The sequence below is a fragment of the Melaminivora jejuensis genome, assembly GCF_017811175.1.
Classification (GTDB): Bacteria; Pseudomonadota; Gammaproteobacteria; order Burkholderiales; family Burkholderiaceae_C; genus Melaminivora; species Melaminivora jejuensis.
On the sequence record NZ_JACWIJ010000002.1, the window covers coordinates 1,659,554 to 1,682,567 of the forward strand.

General features: G+C 67.5%; 21 protein-coding genes and 2 pseudogenes. 10 read left to right on the forward strand and 13 right to left on the reverse strand.

All coding sequences use genetic code 11. The features are described from left to right. Positions 1 to 116 precede the first annotated feature (116 nt). Positions 117 to 455: a cupin domain-containing protein gene (locus IDM45_RS07940; protein WP_103738332.1), complete on the reverse strand. Its 339-nt coding sequence runs from the start codon at positions 453 to 455 to the stop codon at positions 117 to 119. 405 nt (positions 456 to 860) lie between these two features. Between IDM45_RS07940 and IDM45_RS07945 the strand changes: the two genes are divergently transcribed. Next, positions 861 to 1,403: an Ldh family oxidoreductase gene (locus IDM45_RS07945; protein WP_209422355.1), complete on the forward strand. Its 543-nt coding sequence runs from the start codon at positions 861 to 863 to the stop codon at positions 1,401 to 1,403. A 23-nt stretch (positions 1,404 to 1,426) separates the two neighbouring features. Here the strand turns inward: IDM45_RS07945 and dapA are convergent, their stop codons facing one another. Together dapA and IDM45_RS07955 are read right to left on the reverse strand one after the other, a co-directional pair. Continuing rightward, positions 1,427 to 2,338, reverse strand: a complete 912-nt coding sequence (gene dapA / locus IDM45_RS07950) for a 4-hydroxy-tetrahydrodipicolinate synthase (protein ID WP_209422356.1) — start codon at positions 2,336 to 2,338, stop codon at positions 1,427 to 1,429. Positions 2,339 to 2,458: 120 nt separating this feature from the next. After that, on the reverse strand, positions 2,459 to 5,896 hold the full coding sequence (locus tag IDM45_RS07955) for an indolepyruvate ferredoxin oxidoreductase family protein (RefSeq protein ID WP_209422357.1): 3,438 nt from the start codon (positions 5,894 to 5,896) through the stop codon (positions 2,459 to 2,461). 251 nt (positions 5,897 to 6,147) lie between these two features. Between IDM45_RS07955 and IDM45_RS07960 the strand changes: the two genes are divergently transcribed. The 3 genes from IDM45_RS07960 (at position 6,148) to IDM45_RS07970 (ending at position 8,685) form a co-directional block, all read left to right on the forward strand. After that, entirely contained in the window at positions 6,148 to 6,924 is a 777-nt protein-coding gene (locus tag IDM45_RS07960) for a GntR family transcriptional regulator (protein WP_209422358.1), read from the forward strand. A gap of 82 nt (positions 6,925 to 7,006) precedes the next feature. After that, positions 7,007 to 7,666 (forward strand): phosphoribosyltransferase, encoded by a 660-nt coding sequence (locus IDM45_RS07965; RefSeq protein WP_209422359.1) that lies wholly within the window; start codon positions 7,007 to 7,009, stop codon positions 7,664 to 7,666. A 113-nt stretch (positions 7,667 to 7,779) separates the two neighbouring features. Beyond that, positions 7,780 to 8,685: an erythromycin esterase family protein gene (locus IDM45_RS07970; RefSeq protein ID WP_232654170.1), complete on the forward strand. Its 906-nt coding sequence runs from the start codon at positions 7,780 to 7,782 to the stop codon at positions 8,683 to 8,685. 26 nt (positions 8,686 to 8,711) lie between these two features. On the opposite strand, the gene IDM45_RS07975 is transcribed toward IDM45_RS07970, so the two are convergent. From IDM45_RS07975 to IDM45_RS08000, 6 genes are all read right to left on the reverse strand, one after another. Next, positions 8,712 to 9,227: a disulfide bond formation protein B gene (locus IDM45_RS07975; RefSeq protein ID WP_209422360.1), complete on the reverse strand. Its 516-nt coding sequence runs from the start codon at positions 9,225 to 9,227 to the stop codon at positions 8,712 to 8,714. A gap of 224 nt (positions 9,228 to 9,451) precedes the next feature. Further along, entirely contained in the window at positions 9,452 to 10,588 is a 1,137-nt protein-coding gene (locus IDM45_RS07980; RefSeq protein ID WP_209422361.1) for a sulfate/molybdate ABC transporter ATP-binding protein, read from the reverse strand. Further along, positions 10,585 to 11,511, reverse strand: coding sequence for a sulfate ABC transporter permease subunit CysW (cysW, locus tag IDM45_RS07985; RefSeq protein ID WP_209422362.1), 927 nt, complete (start codon positions 11,509 to 11,511; stop codon positions 10,585 to 10,587). Before cysW ends, IDM45_RS07980 begins: the two co-directional genes overlap by 4 nt. Then, entirely contained in the window at positions 11,508 to 12,431 is a 924-nt protein-coding gene (cysT, locus tag IDM45_RS07990; protein WP_209422363.1) for a sulfate ABC transporter permease subunit CysT, read from the reverse strand. The genes cysW and cysT overlap by 4 nt, the downstream gene beginning before the upstream one ends. A gap of 4 nt (positions 12,432 to 12,435) precedes the next feature. Further along, entirely contained in the window at positions 12,436 to 13,467 is a 1,032-nt protein-coding gene (locus tag IDM45_RS07995; protein WP_209422364.1) for a sulfate ABC transporter substrate-binding protein, read from the reverse strand. A gap of 126 nt (positions 13,468 to 13,593) precedes the next feature. Next, entirely contained in the window at positions 13,594 to 14,499 is a 906-nt protein-coding gene (locus tag IDM45_RS08000) for a LysR family transcriptional regulator (RefSeq protein WP_209424054.1), read from the reverse strand. Between the two features lie 158 nt (positions 14,500 to 14,657). Between IDM45_RS08000 and IDM45_RS08005 the strand changes: the two are divergent. The 6 genes and pseudogenes from IDM45_RS08005 (at position 14,658) to IDM45_RS08030 (ending at position 18,834) form a co-directional block, all read left to right on the forward strand. Then, positions 14,658 to 15,307, forward strand: a pseudogene (locus tag IDM45_RS08005) (FMN-dependent NADH-azoreductase). 90 nt (positions 15,308 to 15,397) lie between these two features. Continuing rightward, positions 15,398 to 16,654, forward strand: a pseudogene (locus tag IDM45_RS08010) (RNA-guided endonuclease InsQ/TnpB family protein). A 141-nt stretch (positions 16,655 to 16,795) separates the two neighbouring features. Next, positions 16,796 to 17,221 (forward strand): type III secretion system chaperone, encoded by a 426-nt coding sequence (locus IDM45_RS08015; protein ID WP_209422365.1) that lies wholly within the window; start codon positions 16,796 to 16,798, stop codon positions 17,219 to 17,221. A 250-nt stretch (positions 17,222 to 17,471) separates the two neighbouring features. Continuing rightward, positions 17,472 to 17,840, forward strand: a complete 369-nt coding sequence (locus tag IDM45_RS08020; RefSeq protein WP_209422366.1) for a hypothetical protein — start codon at positions 17,472 to 17,474, stop codon at positions 17,838 to 17,840. Beyond that, on the forward strand, positions 17,795 to 18,061 hold the full coding sequence (locus tag IDM45_RS08025) for a hypothetical protein (protein WP_209422367.1): 267 nt from the start codon (positions 17,795 to 17,797) through the stop codon (positions 18,059 to 18,061). The genes IDM45_RS08020 and IDM45_RS08025 overlap by 46 nt, the downstream gene beginning before the upstream one ends. Before the next feature lie 149 nt (positions 18,062 to 18,210). After that, positions 18,211 to 18,834 carry an RNA polymerase sigma factor gene (locus tag IDM45_RS08030; protein ID WP_232654165.1) on the forward strand — a complete coding sequence of 208 codons (624 nt, stop codon included), beginning with the start codon at positions 18,211 to 18,213 and terminating at the stop codon, positions 18,832 to 18,834. Between the two features lie 24 nt (positions 18,835 to 18,858). Here the strand turns inward: IDM45_RS08030 and sctC are convergent, their stop codons facing one another. From sctC to sctT, 4 genes are read right to left on the reverse strand one after another with little or no spacing between them, the layout of a single operon-like run. Beyond that, entirely contained in the window at positions 18,859 to 20,661 is a 1,803-nt protein-coding gene (gene sctC, locus IDM45_RS08035) for a type III secretion system outer membrane ring subunit SctC (RefSeq protein ID WP_209422368.1), read from the reverse strand. A gap of 6 nt (positions 20,662 to 20,667) precedes the next feature. Continuing rightward, on the reverse strand, positions 20,668 to 21,090 hold the full coding sequence (locus IDM45_RS08040) for a CesT family type III secretion system chaperone (RefSeq protein ID WP_209422369.1): 423 nt from the start codon (positions 21,088 to 21,090) through the stop codon (positions 20,668 to 20,670). Continuing rightward, on the reverse strand, positions 21,087 to 22,133 hold the full coding sequence (gene sctU, locus IDM45_RS08045) for a type III secretion system export apparatus subunit SctU (RefSeq protein ID WP_209422370.1): 1,047 nt from the start codon (positions 22,131 to 22,133) through the stop codon (positions 21,087 to 21,089). The genes IDM45_RS08040 and sctU overlap by 4 nt, the downstream gene beginning before the upstream one ends. Continuing rightward, a complete protein-coding gene (sctT, locus tag IDM45_RS08050; protein WP_209422371.1) occupies positions 22,130 to 22,984 on the reverse strand; it encodes a type III secretion system export apparatus subunit SctT in 855 nt (284 codons plus the stop codon). The genes sctU and sctT overlap by 4 nt, the downstream gene beginning before the upstream one ends. Positions 22,985 to 23,014 lie beyond the last annotated feature (30 nt).

The window sequence follows — 23,014 nt, forward strand, 5'->3', positions numbered from 1 at the left end:
TATGGCCCGGCTAAAAACAATGCCATGGACGTTGGACGGGGCCATCGATTCCGGCTGGCTGCCTGATGCCACACCGTGCCGGAGCTCGCATTCAGGGAGAACTCAAGCGCTGAAGCTCAAGTTTTGTATTCGACGAGGATCTCACGGTAATGCGTGGTGCCGGCATTCTTGGCGCTGTGCTTGGCAGGGATCTTGACGCCCTTGCAAATCTCAGACATCACCTCGATAAACCCGTCCTCCACCTTCAGTGAATAGACCGCCCCGGTAGGGACCTCCAGAGTCCCCAGGTCGTTTCCATGCTCATCGAACACCTGCAGATCCGTCCCCTGGATGGAATACCACACGTATGAATGCTCATGCGTATGGATCGGAGTCTGCTCACCTGGCTTCAACTCGAAGTTCCACACGATCACCTTGTCGTTTTCGAAAAGTTTCTCACTACCAACACCGGCCATGTTTGTCTCCTTGGATTGGGGTTGAAAAGCTTGACGCGCTAAATAAGCTGCGGCCAGAAGGTGTATCTATTAGCATTCACCAATCTGACTATACAAGTGTAGACAGTTTCCCAAAAACAGACAACGTGATGAAGTTCTGGTTTTCCCGGATGCATAGAAAAGTCACGCGGGTTCCTGGTACCGCTGTTGTTCGTCTTAGAGCGTGTTTACGATCCCCGCGCGGGTGCGCGAGCGCAGCCTCGGGCGGTCTGCGGCGTTGCAAATCCTCGCGATAGCACGGGCTATCGCTGCGGTTTGCGCCTGGCAGCCCATCCCGATCCGCACCCGCGCCCCTGCGCGCGGAGATCGTAAACACGCTCTTAGGCCCCTCGGCTCGCACAGCCATAGTGTCCCGACTACCCGGCCATGGATGCGGGCAACGGCTTCGCCCAGCCAGCCTGGCAGGCGGCCTACCCGGCGCTGATGGCCAAGGCACGCGCCAACGGCATCGCACTGCTGGCCGTCCGCAATTCGCGCCACTTCGCCGCCCTGTGGCCCGACGTGGAGCCCCTGGCGCGCGACGGCTTGGTGGCGCTGGCTCTGGTCAACAGCATGGCCTGCGTGGTGACCAGCGGCGGCACCCGGGCGCTGTTCGGTACCAACCCCACTGCCTTTGCCGCGCCGCGCGCCGGGCACGACCCGCTGGTGTTCGACCTGGCGACCAGCGCCATCGCCCCTAGCGAAGTCAGATCGCTGCGCGCCATGCCATCGCCGAGCGCTGCGAAACCCTGGCGCGCCCTGGGCGGAGCGAGCCAGACCCGCCAGCCGGGTGAGCGCCGCTACCGCCAGCGCGAACGCTTGCTGCAGGAGGGCGTGGCGCTGCCGGTCGGCACCTGGGCCGAACCGCAGCGTTTGGCAGGTCGGCGGCTTGAAGGGAAACGCCTACAGCGCTTTCCCATCAATCGCTGACAGCTATTTTTTTGGTAGCGCGATCAGGCAGCCGGCCAGGCCTGCAGCGCGGCGCGCACCGCCGCCGCCGTGGCGGGCGACACCTCGCACATCGGCAGACGCAGCCCGCCGCCGCACAGGCCGCGCAGCTGCGCCGCCAGCTTGGCCGGGCCGGGGCTGCTTTCCATGAACAGCGCGCGCGTGAGCGGCAGCAGGCGCGCGAACAGCGCACGCGCCTCGTGCAGCCGGCCGGCATCCATGTGGGCGCACAGTGCGGCCACCTCGGCCGGCAGGATGTTGGCCAGCACCGAGATCACGCCCTGGCCGCCTAGCGCCAGGTAGGGCAGGCTGGTGAAGTCGTCGCCGCTGTACTGCGCGAAGCCCGGCGGCACGGCCTGGGCGACGTCGGCCGCGCGGGCCATGTCGCCCGTCGCATCCTTGAGGCCCACGATGCGCGGATGCCGTGCCAGCGCGGCCACGGTGTCCACCTGCAGGTCGATGACCGTGCGGCCGGGCACGTTGTAGAGCACCAGCGGCAGCGCGGCGGCGTCGGCCTGCGCGGTGAAGTGCGCCACCAGCCCCTGCTGTGTGGGCTTGTTGTAGTAGGGCACGACGCTGAGCAGCGAATCCGCGCCGCACTCCTGGGCAAAGCGCGCCAGCGCCACCGCCTCGGCCGTCGAATTGGCGCCCACGCCGGCCATGACGTGGGTGCGGCCGGCCGCGTGCTGCACGGCGGCGGCCAGCAGCTCGCGGTGCTCGGTGTCCGACAGGGCGGAACATTCGCCCGTGGTGCCGGCGATGACGATGCCCGCCGTACCGGTGCCGATATGCCAGTCGATCAGCCGGCGCAGCGTCGGCAGGTCGATGCGCAGGTCTTCGGTGAAGGGCGTGAGCAGCGCCACCAGGCTGCCGCGAGGCAGGGCCGGGCGCGCGCTGGCGGCGGGCGGTGTGGGCATGGGGGTTCCGGTTGATGCTATGAAAACAGGAGCTTCCAGCGCTTTATCTACAATGTTTTCAGCACAAAAATCATGCGAAAACCTTGCAAATCAAGCGCCAGCAGCTATGAAGTTTGATGCTCAGGCGTTGCTGCGCAGGCGCTGCAGCAGCTGGGCCAGCTCGGCCTCGTAGGCCTGGCGCGCGGCCTCCTTCACGTGGCCGTAGCCGCGCACCTTCTGCGGCGCCTGGGCGATCTGCACGGCCAGCGCGTACTGGTCGGGCCGCGCCTCCTGCAGCAGGCGCTGCACCAGGGCCTCGAAGGCGTCCACCATGGCGCGCTCGTGGCGGCGCTCCTCGGTGTGGCCGAACGGGTCGAGCGCCGTACCGCGCAAGAACTTCAGCCGTGCCAGCACGCCGAAGGCCGGCAGCATCCAGGCGCCGAACTCGCGCTTCTTGTCGCCCAGCAGCGGCGGCGCCAGGTTGAAGGACAGGCGCGGCGCGCCCTCGAACTGCGCGGCGATCTGTTCGCGGAAGGCCGGCGCGGCGTACAGGCGCGCCACCTCGTACTCGTCCTTGTAGGCCATGAGCTTGAAAAAGCTCTGCGACACGGCGCTCGCCAGCTGCTCCTCGCCGGGCCAGACGCGCGACTCGTGCGTGCGCACGGCATCCACCAGCGCCTTGAAGCGCGCAGCGTAAGCGGCGTTCTGATAGCCGGTGAGGAAGTCGACGCGCAGCTGCACCGACTCATCCAGGCTGGCCGCCTGCTTGCGCTGTCCTGTGCCGATGTCCGCGCCGGCGCTGGCCGCCACGGCCTGCGGGTCGACCGCATGACGGCGGCCCCAGCGGAAGGCGGCGATGTTCATCTTCACGGCCGCGCCGTTGAGCTCGATGGCGCGCTCGATGGCCTGGGCGCTCACCGGCACCAGGCCGCGCTGGTAGGCGGCGCCCAGCATGAACAGGTTGGTGGCGATGGCGTCGCCGCACAGGGCCAGCGCCAGGCGGCCCGCGTCCACTTGCTCCACGTTGCCCTCGCCCAGGGCGCGCACGATGGTCTTGACCAGCGGGTTGCCGGGGAACTGCAGATCCGGGTTCTGCGTGAAGGCGCCCGGCATGACCTCTTGCGTGTTCACGATGGCGCGGGTGGCGCCCTTGCGCGTCATGGTCAGGGTGTTGCTGGCCGCGGCCACCACCAGGTCGCAGCCGATCAGCGCATCGGCCCCGCCGGGGGCCACGCGCACGGCGGCAATCGCCTGCGGCGTGGCGCCGAAGCGCATGTGCGTCCACACCGAGCCGCCCTTTTGCGCCAGGCCCGCCATGTCCAGCACGCCCACGCCCTTGCCCTCCATGTGCGCGGCCATGCCCAGCAGCGCGCCGATGGTGACCACGCCGGTGCCGCCCACGCCAGTGATGATGAGGCTGTAGACGCCCTGCGCCAGGTCGGGCAGCTGGGGATCGGGCAGCGGCGCGTCCAGCACCTCTTTGCCCGCGGCCACGCCCTTCTTCAGCTGGCCGCCGCGCACGGTGACGAAGCTGGGGCAAAAGCCCTTGAGGCAGGAGAAATCCTTGTTGCAGGCCGACTGGTCGATGGCGCGCTTGCGGCCGAATTCCGTCTCCACCGGCACCACGGCCACGCAGTTGGACTTGGCGCCGCAATCGCCGCAGCCCTCGCACACGGCCTCGTTGATGACTAGGCGCATGTCCGGATCGGGGAACTCGCCGCGCTTGCGCCGGCGGCGCTTCTCGGCGGCGCAGGTCTGGTCGTAGACCAGCACGCTGGTACCGGCCACCTCGCGCAGCTGGCGCTGCACCTCGTCCAGCGCGTCGCGGTGGTGGATGGTGACGCCCGGCGCCCAGCCGGTCACCCCGTCGTATTTGCCGGGCTCGTCCGTCACCACGGCGATGCGCGCCACGCCTTCCGCATGCACCTGCTGGGTGATGCGCACGGGGTCCAGCGGGCCGTCGTGGCGCTGGCCGCCGGTCATGGCCACGGCGTCGTTGTAGAGCACCTTGAAGGTGATGTTGGTCTTGGCCGCCACGGCCGCGCGAATGGCCAACATGCCGGAGTGGAAGTAGGTGCCGTCGCCCATGTTCTGGAACATGTGCGCGCGCTTGGAAAACGGCGCCTCGCCCACCCAGGCCATGCCCTCGGCACCCATCTGGGTGTAGCCCAGCGTGCCGCGGTCCATGCTCTGCGCCATCCACGAGCAGCCGATGCCGGCGTAGCCGCGGCTGCCCTCGGGGATGCGCGTGGAGGTGTTGTGCGGGCAGCCCGCGCAGAAGTAGAAGCTGCGCGCCATGACGTCCACCGCGCCCAGCACGGGCTTGCGCCGCGCCAGGGCGTGGGTCACGTCCAGCAGCGCCGGGTCGATCTCGGCCAGGCGGTGGCCCAGCACCTGGGCGATCATGGCGGCGTCCAGCGCCATCTCCACGCGCAGCAGCTTGGCGCCGCGCTCGTCCTTCTTGCCGATAACCTGCGGCGCACCCTCCTGGCCATACAGGATGTCCTTGAGCTGCGCTTCCAGCAGCGAGCGCTTTTCCTCGATGACGATGACCTTGTCCAGGCCCAGGGCGAACTCGGCAATGCCCTCGGCCTCCAGCGGCCAGACCAGGCCGACCTTGTAGACCGCCAGGCCCAGCGCCTGCGCGCGCGCCTCGTCGATGCCGAGATCTGCCAGCGCCTGGCGCACGTCGAGCCAGCTCTTGCCCGAGGTGACGATGCCGATGCGCGCGCCCCCGCGCCGCCCGAACGCCACGCGGTCGATGCGGTTGGCCTGCGCGAAGGCCTGCACTGCCGCCAGCTTGTGGTTGACCAGGCGAAATTCCTGCGCGTGCGGCGTGTCGGGCAGGCGGATGTTCAGACCGTCCGCCGGCGCGTCCGGCAGCTCGGGCAGCGTGAAGGCCGGGCCGGCCTCGTCCACCTCCACCGAGCCCGATGCATCGGCCGTGTCCTTGATGCACTTCATGCCCACCCAGCAGCCAGAGTAGCGCGACAGCGCCCAGCCGTACAGGCCGTACTCGATCAACTCCGACACACCGGCGGGCGAGAGGATGGGCATCTGCGCGTCCATCAGCGCGAACTCGCTCTGGTGGCAGGTGGTGGACGATTCGCAGGTGTGGTCGTCGCCCATCAGCACCAGCACGCCGCCGTTCCTGGAGCTGCCCGCCAGGTTGCCGTGGCGGAAGGCGTCGCCCGAGCGGTCCACGCCCGGCCCCTTGCCGTACCAGATGGAGAACACGCCGTCGAAGCGCCCCTCCCCGCCAATCTCGGCCATCTGGCTGCCCCAGACGGCCGTGGCGGCCAGATCCTCGTTCACGCCGGGCACGAACACCACGTCATGCGCCTGCAGGTGTTTGCGCGCCTTGACCAGCTGATCATCGAAGGTGCCCAGGGGCGAGCCCCGGTAGCCGGTGATATAGCCGGCGGTGTTGAGGCCTGCCGCGCGGTCGCGGCGCTTTTGCATCATGGGCAGGCGCACCAGGGCCTGCACGCCGGTCAGATAGACCGTACCCTGCGTGGCGGTGTACTTGTCTTCCAGGCCCACGGCCCGCAGGCTGCTGCCGACGCTCAGATCGCTCATCCCGAATATCTCCTTGCCTGTCATTAGTTGTCCAGACCGGCCGGTGTGCCTGCGGGGCCGCAACCCACTGCCGGAACCGGTCTTTAAACAAAGTGTAGACACTTATGAAGACATAAGTCAATAAAAATGACTTCTCCTGGGTAAGCCCCTCTCTGGTACCGACATCGCGCGGCCTAGAATGGGTTTCCATCCACGCCCTTTTTCTGGCTCCGGCGCAGTCCCTGCGACGGGCTATTGCTCCGAGTGCAACCATGGCCGTCAAGAAGAAAACCAGCAAAGAAGGCACGCATGTGCCCCAGACACGCGACGCCAGCAGCGTGGAGCGCCTGTACCTCGAGCTGCGCGAGCGCGCCATGAACTACGACTTCCGCCCCGGCGCGCGCATCAACGAGCAGGCGCTGGGCCGCGAGTTCGACATCAGCCGCCCGCCGCTGCGCGAGGCGCTGAACCGCCTGGTGGCCGAGGGCTTCCTGGACTTCGTGATGAACAAGGGTTTCTTTCGCAAGGCCATCAGCGTGGAGGAGCTGTACAACCTCTACCAGGTACGCATCGCGCTGGAGCGCCGGGCCGTCTTTTTGGCCGTGCACAACGCCACCGACGCCGAGATTGACAGCCTGCGCAGCTATTGGGAGGGCGTGATGGCCGAGGCCTCGGGCATGTCCATCGCTGACCTGCTGCTGGCCGACGAGGAGTTCCACCGCCGCCTCACGGCCCTGTCGCACAACCGCGAGCTGAGCCAGTTCCTCGAGCAGGTCACCCGCCGCATCCACGTGGCCCGGCATATCGACCTGGAGCAGTCCGACTGGAACGCTCGCGCCTTCAACGCCCACGCGCAGCTGCTGGACCTGCTGCAGGCCCGCAAGCTGGAGCCGGCACTCGCCGCACTCAGCGACCACATCGACCTGAGCCTCAAGCGCGCAGTGCAGATCACCAAGGAAATGGTGGCCAAGTTCTTCCTGCAGGACCAGACATGGGCGTCCTCGCGGCAGCCCGAGGTGGCGCCGGACGTCGAGAGCGCCACCCCTTAAGCGCCCGTCCTACGGCCCCTATTCACGCGTGCGGACGGAGCAGCGCCTGGCCCCACCCTAGGATAGCGCCAAGGAGATGGCCATGAGCGCTTTCACCTTCGCAGACCGCACTGAGGCCGGCCAGGCGCTGGCCCGTGCGCTGGAGCATTACCGCCACGCACCGGGCGCGCTGGTGCTGGCCCTGCCGCGCGGTGGCGTACCCGTCGCCTACGAGGTGGCACGCACCCTGGCCTTGCCCATGGACGTTTTCGTGGTGCGCAAGATCGGCCATCCCCAGCACCCCGAATACGCCCTGGGCGCCGTCGCCAGCGGCGGTGTGCGCACCATGAATGACAGCCTGCAGCGCGTGCCTGCGCACGAGCTGGACGCCGTGGTGGAGCGCGAGCTGCAGGAGCTGTCGCGCCGCGAGCGCCGCTACCGGGGCGAGCGCCCCCTGCCCTCCCTTGCCGGGCGCACGGTGATCGTGGTGGACGATGGCCTGGCCACCGGCGCCAGCATGCGCGCCGCGGCCCAGGCCATCCGCGCCCAGAGCCCGGCGCGCCTGGTACTCGCTGTACCCGTGGGCGCACCAGACGCCTGCGAGGCCCTGCGCGCCCATGCGGACGAAGTGGTCTGCCCGCTCCAGCCGGAGCCGTTCGAGGCCGTGGGCCGCTGGTACCTCGACTTCGAACAAGTGGAGGACGAGCAGGTGCAGGCGCTGATGGAGCGCGCCCTGCAGCAAACCGAGGGAGCCCAGACATAACCACCGCTGAACAAGCCGCCCCGCGCACCCCCAGCCCCTCCGAGGACGCACAACTGCTGCGCGACCTGGCGCCGCATCTGCATCCCTTTCAACGTGCCGACACGGCCCCTGGCTTGGCGGACTTCATCGACTCGGCGCGTCTGGTACTGATTGGCGAAGCCAGCCACGGCACGCACGAGTTCTACCTGGAGCGCGCACGCCTGACGCGCCGCCTGATCACCGGGCACGGCTGCACTGCCGTAGTGGCCGAGGCCGACTGGCCTGATGCCCTGCGCGTGGATCGCTACGTGCGCGCTCGCGGCGACGACCCGGACGCCGAGGCTGCGCTGTCGGGCTTCGAACGCTTCCCGGCCTGGATGTGGCGCAACACCGTCATGCGCAACTTCGTCGAGTGGCTGCGCGAGCACAACCGCAGCGTGCCGGCGGCACGCCAGGTGGGCTTTTTCGGCATGGATCTGTACAGCATGTACCGCTCTATGCACGCCGTGCTGCAGCACTTGGAACAGGTCGATCCCCAGGCCGCCGCCCTGGCGCGCTCGCGCTATGCCTGCTTCGACCAGCGCGGCGGCGAGGACAGCCACGCTTACGGCTACGCCGCCGCCGTCGGCGCCGTGCGCAGCTGCGAGGACGACGCCATCGCCCAGCTCATGGAGATGAACCGGCGCACCGCGCAGGCCCTGGGGGCCGAGCGCGACGAGGCCTTCTACGCCCAGCAGAATGCCCGCCTGGTGCGCAATGCCGAGGAGTACTACCGCACCATGTTCCGGGGCCGGGTGTCGTCGTGGAATCTGCGCGACACGCACATGGTGCAAACCCTGGCGGCGCTGGAGCAGCACCTGCGCGCCACGCACGGCATGGCCCCACGCCTGGCGGTGTGGGCGCACAACTCGCACCTGGGCGACGCCCGCGCCACCGAGATGGGCGCACTCGGCGAGTGGAATGTCGGCCAGCCGGTGCGCGAGCGCTGGGGGCACGAGGGCGAAGGGGAAGTGCCGGAAACCTGGCCCAGCGGCCTGTGAGGGTGTACGGCGCGCCGCAGCCCGGCTCAGCGCAGGGTGCGGCGGCGCGCGCCGCGTACCAGCAGCATCAGCAGCACCAGGCTGAAAAAGACGAACCAGACGAATGACCAGTTGGCGATCGAGCCGCCCAGGAAGCTCCAGTCCACCGCCGTGCAGTCGCCCGAGCCGCGGAAGATCATGGGGATCGCCCGGCTGATGGGGTAGTTCTCGATCATTCCGTAGAAGTCGCGCCCGCAGGTCGCCACCTCGGGCGGGAACCACTGCAGCCAGCTTTGCCGGGCGGCGACGAAGGCGCCGAAGCCAGCGGCCAGCAAGGCCAGTGCGGCGAAACTCATCCACCAGCCTTTTTGGCCTCTGAGGCTTGCCAGGCCTGTGCTGACAGCTAGCAAAACAAGAGCGTAGCGCTGCACGATGCACATCGGGCAGGGCTCCAGTCCGACGGCGTATTGCAGGTACATGCCAAAGGCCAGCATGGCCACACAGGCGGCGGCGATCAGGGCCAGGATGCGGCGCGGCGCGGTGGCCGTCCAGTTGAGCAGCATGGAAGTTCTTCTTTCCCTCGGATGGTGATGGGCCACGCAGGCCGGCGGCTGGAAGCGCCCTCAGAGCGTGTTTACGATCTCCGCGCGCAGGGGCGCGGGTGCGGATCGGGATGGGTTGCCAGGCGCAAACCGCAGCGATAGCCCGTGCTATCGCGAGGATTTGCAACGCCGCAGACCGCCCGAGGCCACGCTCGCGCACCCGCGCGTGGATCGTAAACACGCTCTCAGATGCCGGCGCCCTGGTCGAAGAAGACCTGGGCGCGGCGCGGCGTCAGCACCAGCGTCTCACCCTCGCGCAGGCCCATGTCGTGGAACTGCTGCGCCGGGATCTGCGCCTCGATCAGCGTGCCTTCCTGCCTACCTTCCCGCGTATTGTCGGCGCTTGGGGTGCTGCCCTCGGGGATAAGTTCCAGCCGCGCGATGGGGCCGACGACGATGGCGCGCGTCAGCTGCGCAGCGATGCCGCCTGCGCTCAGCGCGCCGTCCGCGCTGCCCACCGGGCGGCGGCGCACATCCAGCTCGTGCGGGCGCACGTAGGCAAAGGCGGCCGTGCCCTCGGCGGGCTGCGCGCCAGGGTTGTCCAGCTGCAGGCCACCGGCCAGCTCGATGTGCCCGCCGCTGGCGCGGCCCTGGAACAGATTGACATCGCCCAGAAAGCTGTACACGAAGGGGCTGGCCGGCTGATTCCAGACCTCCTGCGGCGTGCCCTGCTGCTCGATGCGGCCCTGGTTGATGACGACCACACGGTCGGCCACCTCCAGCGCCTCCTCCTGGTCGTGGGTGACAAAGATGCTGGTCACATGCAGCTCGTCGTGCAGGCGGCGCAGCCAGCGGCGCAGCTCTTTCCTGACCTTGGCGTCCAGCGCGCCAAAGGGCTCGTCGAGCAGCAGCACCTTGGGCTCGACGGCCAGCGCGCGCGCCAGGGCGATGCGCTGGCGCTGCCCGCCCGAGAGCTGCGCCGGGTAGCGCTCGGCAATCCAGTCCAGCTGCACCAGCGACAGCAACTCCATGACCTTGGCGCGGATGGTGGCCTCGGAAGGGCGCTCGCGCCGGGGCTTCATGCGCAGGCCGAAGGCCACGTTGTCGAACACCGTCATGTGCCGAAACAGCGCGTAGTGCTGGAACACGAAGCCCACGCCGCGCTCGCGCACATGCACGTCCGTCGTGTCCTGGCCGCTGAAGTGGATGCTGCCGCTGTCGGGCGCCTCCAGCCCGGCGATGATGCGCAAGAGCGTGGTCTTGCCGCAGCCCGACGGCCCCAGCAGGGCGATGAGTTCGCCCGATGCGATGTCCAGGCTGACATCGTTCAAGGCGCGGAAAGTGCCGAACTGCTTGTGGATGTTGCGGATTTCGATGCTCATGATTTTGTAGCTATTACCGCTTGACTGGCAAGGGTTTGAGGCTGTTCCGGCGGCAAATTGGTATTGGCCCGCTGCTCGCGCGCACTCTGGTATTCGGCAGCCGTCTTGATGGCCAGCGTGACCAGGGCCAGCAGCGCCAGCAGCGAGGCCGAGGCAAAGGCCGCCACCGACTGGTACTCGTTGTAGAGAATCTCCACGTGCAGCGGGATGGTGTTGGTCTGCCCCCGGATGTGGCCCGAGACCACCGACACCGCGCCGAACTCGCCCATGGCGCGCGCATTGCACAGGATCACGCCGTACAGCAAGCCCCACTTGATGTTGGGCAGGGTGACGTGCCAGAAGGTCTGCCAGCCGCTGGCGCCCAGCACCACCGCCGCCTGCTCCTCGTCGTTGCCCTGTGCCTGCATGAGCGGGATCAGCTCGCGCGCGATGAAGGGAAAGGTGACGAAGATGGTCGCCAGCACGATGCCTGGCACGGCAAAGATGATCTTGATGTCGTGCGCCGCCAGCCACGGGCCGAGCCAGCCATTGGCGCCGAAGACCAGCACATACATCAGCCCGGCCACCACCGGCGAGATGGAAAACGGCAGATCGATCAGCGTGGTCAGAAAGGCCTTGCCACGGAACTCGTACTTGGCGATGCACCAGGCCGCCGCCACGCCAAAGACCAGATTCAGCGGCACGGCCAGCGCCGCCGTGAGCAGCGTCAGGCGGATCGCCGCCCAGGCATCGGGCTCGGCCAGCGCCGCCAGGTAGGCATCCAGGCCTTGGCGCAGGCCTTCGGCAAAGACGGCGGCCAGCGGCAGCAGCAGAAACAGCAGCAAAAAGACCAGCACCACGCCGATCAACAGCCACTGCAGCCAGCGCGGCTCGGTGGTGCCGGCACCGGCCCGGCGGATGGTAGAGGTGGCTGCGCCGCTCATGCCGCCATCCCGGCGCGCTTGCGCTGCCAGGCCTGCAGGGCGTTGATGAGCAGCAGCATGGCAAACGAGATCACCAGCATGACCACGGCCACGGCGGTAGCGCCGGCGATGTCGTACTGCTCCAGCTTGCCGATGATGATGAGGGGAACGATTTCCGAGACCATGGGCACGTTGCCGGCGATGAAGATGACCGAGCCGTACTCGCCAATGGCCCGAGCAAAGGCCATGGCAAAGCCGGTCAGGAGCGCCGGCGTGATGGCCGGCAGGATGACGTGGCGAAAGATCTGCCAGCGCGAGGCGCCCAGGCTGGAGGCGGCTTCTTCCAGCTCTTTTTCCGTGTCCTGCAGCACCGGCTGCACCGTGCGCACGACAAACGGCAGGCCGATGAAGATCAGCGCGATGACCACGCCGCCCGGCTGGAAGGCCAGCTGCACGCCCAGCGGCTCCAGATACTGCCCGACCCAGCCATTGCCGGCCAGCAGCGCCGTGAGCGAAATGCCGGCCACGGCGGTGGGCAGGGCAAAGGGCAGATCGACCAGGGCGTCCAGCAGCCGCTTGCCCGGAAACTGGTAGCGCACCAGCACCCAGGCCACCAGTAGCCCAAAGACCGCATTGGTGCAGGCCGCCAGGAGCGAGGCGCCAAAGGTCAGCCGGTAGGCCGCCAGCACGCGCGGGGCGGACACGGCCTCCCAAAATTGCGGCCAGCTCAGCGTGAAGGACTTGAGCAGCAGCGCCAGCAGCGGCACTAGCACCACCACGCTCAGGTAAAACAGCGTATAGCCCAGCGTCAGCCCGAAGCCGGGCAGCACCCGGCGACCGCGTCGCCGGGGTATGAGGGCAGCGGGTGCGGCAGGCGCGTCGGCAGCGCCGCACGGCCCAGGCCGCGCTGCCAGGGTGCTCGTCAGCACGGCAGTGGTCATGGTGTCAACGGCCCGGCTGGTAGAGCTTGTCGAACTGGCCGCCGTCGTTGAAGTGCGTCTTCTGCGCCTCGGCCAGGCTGCCGAAGTACTTGGCCACGGCGAATTGCTGGATGGGCTTGAATTGGTCGGCGTGCTTTTTCAGCACGGCTTCGGAGCGCGGGCGGATGGCGTGGCGGGCGGCGATCTCCTGCGCCTCGTCCGAGTACAGGTAGTCCAGATATGCCTTGGCCAGCTCGGTCGTGCCCTTCTTGGCCACGGTGCGCTCGACCACCGCCACCGGGTTCTTGGCGGTGATGCTGACCGAGGGATAGACGGCATCGACCTTGCCCTTGCCGAATTCACGCTCGACCGAGACGACTTCGGACTCGAACGTGATCAGCACGTCGCCGATGCCGCGCTGCAGGAAGGTGGCCGTGGCATCGCGCCCGCCCTTGGCCAGCACCGGGACGTTCTTGTACATCTTGCCGACGAACTCGGCTGCCTGCGCGTCGCTGCCGCCCTGCTCGCGCACGCTGCCCCAGGCGGCCAGATAGGCGTAGCGGCCATTGCCGCCGGTCTTGGGGTTGACGACGATGACCTTGACGTCCGGGCGGATCAGGTCGCTCCAGTCCCGGATGTTCTTCGGGTTGCCGTGCCGCACCAGGAACAGCATGGTCGAGGTGGTGGGCGAGGCCTCGTGCGGGAACTTGCTGGCCCAGTCCTTGGCGACCACGCCGTTGTCGGCCAGGAACTGCACGTCGGTGGTGGTATTGAAGGTGACCACGTCGGCGCCCAGGCCGTCGTTCACCGCACGCGCCTGGGCGCTGGAGCCGGCGTGCGACTGATCGACCTTGATGTCCACGCCCTTGGTCTTCTTGTAGTGGGCGATGAAAGCTGCGTTGTAGTCCTTGTAGAACTCGCGCGCCACGTCGTAGCTGACGTTGAGCAGCGCGTTGGCCTGGGCGGCGGCCAGGCCGCTAGCACCGAGGGCCACTGCGGCGATCAGCACTTTGAAGTGCAGGCGGCGGCTTTGGCGGGTGGATGTTTTCTTGGTCATCGGAGCAATCCTTGTCATGCCCTGGGGGCGGGATGGCAGGCATTGTCCGAAGGGGACATCAAAACCCAAACGAATAGTTTTCTTTTTATTTATCTGAAATTTGGCATAACAACGCCGACCACGAATTCACAGCCGCACCCGGGGCGGCAGTTCCTCGCCCAGAAAGTCCAAAAAGCTGCGCACCGCCGGCGCCAGACCACGGCGCGAGGCGAACACCGCATGGACGATGCCGCGCGCCGGTGCCCACTCGGGCAGTAGCCGCACCAGACGCCCGGCCTCGATGTCGGACAGGCACAGATAGTCCGGCAGCCAGCACAGGCCGACGCCGGCCAGCGCCGCGTGCTGCAGCACCAGCAAGTCGTCGGCCACCAGGCGCGGGGCAAAGCGCACGCTCTCCTGGCGCCCGCCCGGGCCGTGCAGCACCAGGCTGGCCCCGCCCTCGGCGCTGGACATGGCCAGGGTGTCCATGCGCGCCAGGTCGGCCAGCGTGGCCGGCGTACCCTGGCGCTGCAACTGTGCCGGACTGGCCACCAGCAGCTGCACGCCTTCGCCCAGCCGCTTGACAACCATGCTGCCGCTGTCGTCCACCGAGCTGCGCACGCGCAGCGCCACATCTACGCCCTCCTCGACCACGTTGACCACACGGTTGCTGACCTGCATCTCCAGCCGCACGGCTGGGTGGCGCTCCAGATAGGCCGGCAACAGCTCGGCCAGCACCGATTGCGCCAGCGTCACCGGGCAGCTCACGCGCACCGTGCCGCAGGGTTCGCTGTGGACTTGATCGACCGTCTCCTGCGCCGCCTGGGCGGCATCGCGCAAGGCGACGCAGTGGCGCAGATAGGCCTGCCCGACCTCGGTCAGCGACAGGCTGCGCGTGGTGCGCTGCAGCAGGCGCACACCCAGGCGCGCCTCCAGCTCGGCCACGCGGCGCGACAGGCGCGACTTCGGGATGCCCAGCGCGCGTCCGGCAGCGGCAAAGCCGCCGCGCTCGGCTACCTCGGCAAAGTAGAGCATGTCGTTCAAGTCCTGCATGGCTGTGGCGTTCATTGTTGCAATTGCAGAACAATCTATTGCACAAATCCAGTCTTATCAAGTATTGAAGTCAAATTCATAATCTATCCTTGTGCAAGATCGCGGGTTTACCCGCAGCACCCAGCCACACAGACATTCACAACATCAAAGGAATACCCATGCAATTGCTGCACATCGACTCGGCCATCACCGGCGATCAATCCACCTCGCGCCAGCTCACCGCAGACATCGTGCGCGCCTGGCAGGCCCAGCACCCCGATACCCAGGTGCAGTACCTGGATCTGGCGCAGGACACGCCGGCGCACTACACGGCAGACGCCCTGGCCCTGCGCTTTGGCCAGACCGAAGGCCTGAGCGCAGCGCAGCAGCGCGAGAACGCCGTGACTGAGCGGCTGCTGCAGCAGTTCCTGGCCGCCGACGTGCTGGTCATCGGCGCACCCATGTACAACTTCACTATCCCCACCCAGCTCAAGAGCTGGATCGACCGCCTGGCCCAGCCCGGACGCACCTTCCGCTACACCGCTACTGGCCCGAAGGCCTGGCCAAGGGCAAGACGGTGTTCGTGGCCTCGACGCGCGGCGGCCTGTACTCAACCAGCGAGGCCGGGCGCGCCATGGAGCATCAGGAAAGCTTCCTGCAGACGGTCTTCGGCTTTTTTGGCATCACCGATGTCCGCATCGTGCGTGCCGAAGGCATCGGCCTGGGCGACGAGGCCCGGGTGCAGGCCTTGACTGCTGCGGCCCAGGCCATCGCCGGGCATTTGCACGAGCCTGCCGCCATGCGGCAGCCGGCACTGCAGGAAGCCTGACCCGGTGCGCGACAAGCCTCGGCCTTCAGGCCGGGGCAGGCTAGCGCGGACGGCATAGCCGTCCTCAAGCAACGGTACATTTCCCCAGCCATGCAACGCTTGCAAGCCTTCAAATACGAACTGCGCCCAGACGGCCAGCCAGAGCGGCAAATGCGCCGCTTCGCTGGCTTGTGCCGCTTCGTGTTCAACAAGGCGCTGGCGTTGCAAAAAGAACGCTACGCGCGTGGCCAGAAGAAGCTCGGCTATGCAGCCCTGTGCAAGCTGCTCACCGAGTGGCGGGGCAGCATGGATACGGCTTGGCTGGCCAATGCGCCGGTTCACCCGCTGCAGCAGACGCTCAAGGACTTGGAGCGGGCATACAGCAACTTCTTCGCCAAGCGGGCGGCATTCCCGCGCTTCAAGAAGAAGGGCCAGCGGGACAGCTTTCGCTACCCCGACGCCAAGCAGATCAAGCTCGACCAGGCCAACGGGCGCATCTTCCTGCCCAAGCTGGGCTGGATACGGCTGAGGCTAGCGCGCCCGGTGCTGGGCAGCCTGTGCAATGCCACCGTCAGCCTGTCCAGCGGCAAATGGTTCGTCAGCATCCAGACCGAGCGCGAAGTCGAGCCGCCCATCCCACAGGCCAGCAGTGCCATCGGCATCGATATGGGCATTGCGCGCTTCGCCACCTTCAGCGACGGCTCCTATCTGGAGCCGCTGGCGAGCTTTAGGGAGCACGAAGCCCGCTTGCGCCGCTACCAGCGGGTCATGAGCCGCAAGACCAAATTCAGCAGCAACTGGAAAAAGGCCAAGGCCCGCGTCCAACCCATCCATTGCCGCATCAGCAACGCCCGGCGCGACTACCTGCACAAAGCCACGACAGCCATCAGCCAAAACCACGCGATGGTCGTCATCGAGGACTTGGAGGTGCGCAACATGAGCAAGAGCGCCAAGGGCAGCGCCGAACAGCCGGGCAACAACGTGCGAGCCAAGTCTGGCCTGAACAAAGCCATCCTCGATCAAGGCTGGTTCGAGTTCCGTCGCCAACTGGACTACAAGCTGGCATAGCGCGGCAGATACCTCATCGCCGTGCCGCCGCAGAACACGAGCCGAACCTGTCCGCGCTGCAGCCATGTGTCGGCAAACAACCGCCAGACACAAGCTCGGTTCGCGTGTGTGGAATGCGGTTTCGAGGACAACGCCGATGCGGTCGGCGCGATCAATGTTTTAAGGGCGGGACACGCCCGGTTAGCCTGTGGAGAGGATGTCAGCCGCGCCAAGCCTGTCAAGGCAAGGCGTGCAGCCTCGGTGAAGCAGGAACCCGCCGAAGCGACTCTATCCAGCCACGTGCTGGTTGGAGCGCCGTAGGAATCTCCGGCCTTCAGGCCGGGGAGGATGTCAATGCCCGCCCATCCAGGCTGCCGGCGCCCAGGCCGGCAGGGCTGCAGGCTGCGGCGTATCATCGGCGCCGCTCTGACTCTTTCCGTTTTGCACCCTGTCCCGTCCACCATGTCCGATGCTGCTGCCGCCGACTTGATCGCCGCCCTGGGCCAGGCCATCGGCATCCCCGGGCTGCGTCCCGATGCCAGGGGTTGTTGCCGCCTGATGTTCGACGGCGAGCAGATCGTCGAGCTGCAGCCCGCCCCGGCGCAGGGGCGCTGGCTGGTGTCATGCGTGCTGCGCAGCAGCCAACATCCGGACGGCCAGGCCCTGCGCACCCTGATGCAAGGCAATCACCTGGGGGCGGGCTTCGGTGGCGGCTGGGCCGGCCTGGACAGCCAGGGCTGCGCCGTCGTCCATCTGCCCGTATCCTGGCAGGAGGCCAGTGCCAGCGCGCTGCTGCAGGCCATCGAGCTGGTGCTGCAGCACGCCGAGCGCTGGCAAAAGCGCCTGCAGGATGCCCCCCCGCTCCTTTGGGGCAGAGTGCTGCCATGATGAACTGGGCGCAACGCATCTGACCCGGGCGTCCAGCAGGTCGTGGAACTGACACTGCTTTGCAATTGCTCTGGAACCCAGGCCGGACTGGCCGTTACCAAACAGCAGAGGCAAAGCCGCGCCGGCACCTTCGGGCATTTCCAGCCGTGTCCGACAGCCGCTGCCCAGGCGCTGGCCGACTCTTGACCACTTCCCGCCTCCATCCGGCATTTTTCTCTCTGGCACGGCATCAATCCTTCTGGCGATGACAGTGAACAACCTTCCGCCCACCACCGCAGCAGGCCCGCCCCAGCCTGCGCTGGAATCCTTCCAGGAGGCAGCCCAGCAAGGCCCGTGGCTGCATGTCAGCCAGGATGGCGCCCAATGGCAGGTCAAGGCAACCGGCATCACGCCCAGCCAGCGCTCCGTGGCCTGGGTCGAGCCTCAATCGGAGGCCGACACCACCTCGGCCTTCGTCGCGGCTCTGGGCCAGTCGTTCTCGCGCGGCATCCAGTCGGCGGTGGCGCGCGAGCTGGGGCTGGAGCCGGCTCCGGGCCGGCCCTGTCGGCGCGCACCGTGCAGCAGGCGCTGGACATGGCACAGACCAGCCGCACGGCACTGCAGGGCGTGGATTTCCTGACCCAGCTGTCGGTGTCGGCCGCGCACAGCTCGACCACTTTCATGCAGGCCTGCGAACAACTGGCCATCGATCCGGCCAGCCTCGGTACCGAGCAGCGCGCCCTGGTGGATGCGCGCATGGAGCAGCGCTTCCAGGGCGCCGCTGCCGAGCGCCAGGCACCGGTCACGCCCGCCACGGCCCGCGAATGGCTAATGCAGGAGCTGCGCTCATTCACCCGCTGACGAGCGTCGCAGGCGGCCACTGCACAGAACGCGCGTAAACAAGGATTGTGTACAAACGCCGTTGGCCATAACAATGGCCGGGCTGGCGCGCCTGCCCTGTCGGGTGCCGCCCTGTGCCAGCCTGCACCCCTGAATCCATTGCCCCGGTTTTGCTGTCTGCCATTGTGTACGCCCCTCCTTCCTCCCCTGCCGACCCAGTCGTGCCCGAGCCGCTGCCCGGACAGCAACTCCTGAGCGAGGGCGATCTGACGCAGCGCGACGCCCTGTTTCGCTCCCTGGTACAGGCCCACGGCACGCGGCTGCACCGCTTCATCATCAGGAACATCGGCAATTGCAGCGACGCCGAAGACCTGGCGCAGCAGGCCTTCCTGGAGGCCGTGCGCTCATATCGCAGCTTCAAGGGCGATTCCGAGCTGTCCACCTGGCTGTACGGCATCGCCATGAACCTGGTGCGCAACCACCTCTCGCGCGCGCCGCACCGGCGCTACGAATTCACCAGCGACGACGAGCTGAGCGACGTGGCCATCGATGCCCCCTCGCCCGCGCAAGCGCATGAGCAAAGCCAGCACATGCGCCATCTGCAGTCAGCCCTGGACGAGCTGCCTGCGGCCATGCGCGAGGTGCTGCTGCTGGTCGGCGTCGATGAGCTGAGCTACGAGGAAGCCGCCGCCTTGCTCACCGTCCCGGTCGGCACGGTGCGCAGCCGCCTGTCACGCGCGCGCAGCTCACTGCGCGCCAAGCTGCAGGCGCGCGGCGTCGAGCTGGATTTCTGAGCGCCGGGCGAGCGCCCTGGCAGTTCAGCGCAGACTTTCGCCCGGCCCTGGCATGGGCAGCGGCGTCGCCGTGCGCAGGGCGTCCACGGCAGCCGCCGTCTGCGGCAGCAGCGACACCACACGCGGCTGGATCATGAACAGGCGCTCGCGCGTTTGCTGGTTGCTGGTGCGATGCGAAAACAACATTCCCAGCAGCGGCACTTCACCCACCACCGGCACGCGGTCGTTGCGGTTGAGCTGCTGGGTGCTCTTGTAGCCGCCGATCAGCAGCGTCTGCCCCTCGCCCACGATGGCCTGGGTGCTCACCGTGCTGCGGCGCACCGTGGGGATGGTGTCCACCGTGGTTTCCTGGATCTGGCCATCCTCGATGTCCACGTCCAGCTGGATGACCGGCCCTTCGGGGCGCTGCACATAGTGCGGGGTCACGCGCAGCGTGGTGCCGGCGGTGATCGGCGTGACCGTGGCGACACGCTCGCCCACGCTCCTGATATAGAAAGTCTCGGACAGATCGAGCAGCGCCCCGATGTTGTCGATGGTCAGGATCGACGGGCGCGACTGGATGGAAGCGTCCCCCGTGCCTTCCAGCGCGCGGATGCGGCTGACCAGGAAGTTGCCGGTGTTGACCACCAGCGTCGTCGGGTCGATGGTCGCCGCGCGCTGCAGCGCCCCGAGAAACATGTCGTTGCCATCGTCCTTGGCGGTCAGGTTGCCGAAGCCGCCTGCCGTGCCGCCCTTGCGCCCGCTCCAGGAAATACCCAGCTCGTCGAGCTTGGTCGAATTGATGTCGATGATCATGGCCTCGATCTCGATCAGCGGCGTGGGCACGTCCAGCTGCTCGATCAAGGCCTTGTACAGCGGGATGCGCTCAGCCGTGTCCTGCACGATGAGCGCGTTCAGGCGCGAGTCGGCCTGGATGGAGGGCGCCAGCCGGCGCTGGCCGCCGCTGGCGCCATCGGCAGCGCCCGCGCCAGCCGCATTGCCGGCAGCCGCCCGGGCAGCCGATGCGCCCGGATTGAGCGCATGAGCCGGATTGGCCGGATCGAAAACGATGCCGGCCATGTTCGGCGCGGCGCCCAGGCCCCAGACCACCTGCGGCTGGGCCACCGAGGTCAGCAGCGCATTGCTGACCCCCGTGCCGCCACCGCCCTGGATCAGGTTGCGCAACACCTGCGCCAGGCCCGGCGTGGTGATCTGCCGGTCGCGGTACTGAATGATGCGGTCATCGACCGAGGCGTGCTTGAGCCGGAACACCGCCACCTGCTGTCCGCCGGCAGTCAGCGGCAGCGCCGCCATGGTGCGCTCGATCAGGCTGACATAGGCCGGCGGGCCGGACACCAGGGCCACGCCCTGCTCGGGCAGCTCACCCCAGCCAAAACGCGTATCCAGCACACCCAGGCTGCTGAGTGCCTGGCGCACGGTGGCGATGCTGCTGCCGCCAGCGGTGATGCTGCGCGTGCTCATCTCGGTGGTGCGCGCGACGAACAATGTACCGGCATGGGTGAACCAGGTCAGGCCATAGACGCTGGCCAGGCGATCCAGGAACTCGGTCGGCGTGCTGGCGTTGAAACGCCCGCTGACCTGGCCCTCGACCAGCGGCGACAGCTCCAGCGACAGGCTGAAGCTGCCGGCAAAGTCGCGCAGCACCTGGGCCATGGGCGCGTTGTCGGCGTAGTAGCTGTAGGGTGCATCGACCCAGGGCACGGGGCCAGCAGCTGCCGGCGCAGGCGCCGCCAGCGCCAGGCCAAGCGTCAGGGCGCCCGCCACCCGGCCAGCGCGGGCCAGCAGAAAGCGCAGGACAGGACGGGAGAGAGAGGCAGAAGGGAGCATGAAGAATCAGACCTTGTTCACTGCCTTGACCCAGAACGCCAGGCAGTTGACGAAGCTGCCCACAGCGTCGTCGATGTCCTGGGTGGAGTTGGCGCGCGCCGCCTGCTGCAGCCACAGGGCGCGCTCGCGCTCGTCGATCACGCAGGCTGCAGCGTGTTCGCGCATAGTGCCGCAGGCCAGGCGGGCCACGCCCTGCAGCAGTTCGTCGCGCTGGGCGCCGGCTTCAGGCAAGGCGCGCAGGCGCGCGTGCAGGGCAATGCCGCCACGCGGCAGGGCGCGCAGGCGGATCTGGTACTGGCCGTCGATGGTCAGGGCGATCTGGGCGCGGTTCGGGTCGGCGCCGGCCTCGGGCTGGGCGCCGTACTGGGCGGCGTAGCCGTGCAGCAGCCGGGTCGTGGCCGGGTCGGCGGGGGCGGTATTGGCGATCATGGTTCTGGGCCTTCCATCTGTTGCAGCAGCCGCAGCAGGTGCGCTGTCGGCTCGACGAGTTCGGCAGGAATGTACTGGCCGACCTGTGCCTGTTCGGTCAGGGCGCGGGCCAGGGCGATGTTCTGCATGACTGGCACGCCGGCCTCGCGCGCTGCGGCCATCATGCGTTCGGCCAGTGCGCCCTCGCCCATGGCCAGCACCACGGGCAGCGGCGTCTCCTCAGCGTCGTAGTGCAGCGCCACGGCCAGGTGCGTCGGGTTGGTCACGACCACCGTGGCCTTGCGCGCACTGGCCACGGCGCCCTGTTGCAGCATCTCCTGGTGCAGCTGTTTGCGCTGGTGCTTGATGTGCGGGTCGCCTTCCATTTCCTTGTACTCCTGCTTGACCTCGTCCTTGCTCATCATCAGGCCCTTGCGGTACTGGAAGCGCTGCCAGGCAAAGTCTGCCAGGGCGATCACGCCATAGGCCAGGCCGATATGGATCAGCATGGTCTTCATCAGCTCGCCCACCACCTGCCCCAGGCCCGCCATGCCAGCCTGCGGAATGCTGGTCATGAGCGGCAGCGCATCGCCGATCAAAAGCCACAGCAGCACCGACAGGAAGGAGATCTTGACCAGCGACTTGAGGAACTCGACCAGGTTCTTCTTGGAAAAGATGTTCTTCAGGTTGCTCAGCACATTGAGCTTCTTGGCCGAGGGCTTGAGCTTCTCGAAGGCAAACAGGATGCCGACCTGCATGGTGTCGCCGAACAGGCCCGCCGCCAGCACGATGCCGATGAAGGGCAGTACCACCCAGGCGGCCTCGCGCAAGAGCGCATCGACCAGCTTGTTGGCAGCCTCGTTGAAGCCCAGGCCGAGCAGCGTCGAGGGCAGCACGATCATCTGCGCCAGTGCATCGACGATGCGCCCGCTGAAGGCGATCAGGTAGCCGAAGATGGCCAGGATCAGCAGCGTCTGCGTGAAGTCCTTGCTGTAGGCCACATCGCCCTTCTGGCGCGAGTCGCGCAGGCGCTTGGAGGTCGGCTGTTCGGTTTTTTCGCTCACGGCAGACCTCCGGCACTGGCGCCGCCGCCTGCTCCCGCTGCTGCCGACGCGCCCCACGGCCCCCACAGCTCACGCAGCCAGGGCACGATGCGCCCCACGGCCTGCACCTGGTCGGCGCCGTAGTCGAACAGCGATGCGGCATACAGCATCAGCACCAGCATGGCCAGGGCGCTCTTGATGGGCATGGCCATGAAGAAGACCTGCAGCTGCGGGGCAAAGCGGCTGACCAGCGCCAGCCCGATCTCGGCCAGGAACATGGCCACCAGCACCGGCGCGGCAAACAGCACGGCCAGGCGCACCAGCCGGTCGAGTTGGGCCAGCAGCAGCGGCACGGACTCGGGCTGCAGCGCAGGCGTCCACTGCGTGATGCTCCACAGCGCAAAGCTGTCGTAGAGCGCGCCCAGCAGCAGCGAAAAGCCGCCGGTCAGCAAAAAGAACACGATGAAGGCCTGGTTGAACATCAGCCCCAGCGGCGAGGAGTCATTGCCGGTGATGGGGTTGAGCGTGGAGGCGATGCTGGCGCCGCGCTGGTTGTCCACCAGAAAGCCCACGGCCTCGAAGATCCAGAACGGGAGCGCCGCCAGGTAGCCGATGACAAAGCCGATGAAGGCCTCCTTGGTGACCACGGCGATCAGCCGGGCGGCATCCCACTGCACGGCGCTCACCTGGGCCTGCAGCGCCGGCACCATGACCAGGCCCAGCGTCGCCGCAATGGCAAAGCGCACCAGGCCGGGAATGAGCTGGGTGTTGAACAGGGGCAGGACGAGGAACATGGCCAGGATGCGGGGCTGCGTCAGCGCCAGCGTCGCAATGAACGACTGGGCCTGCTCGTAGGTAACCGGGGCGTCCACGGGGTTCCAGACAGTTGCAGCGCGGTGCGG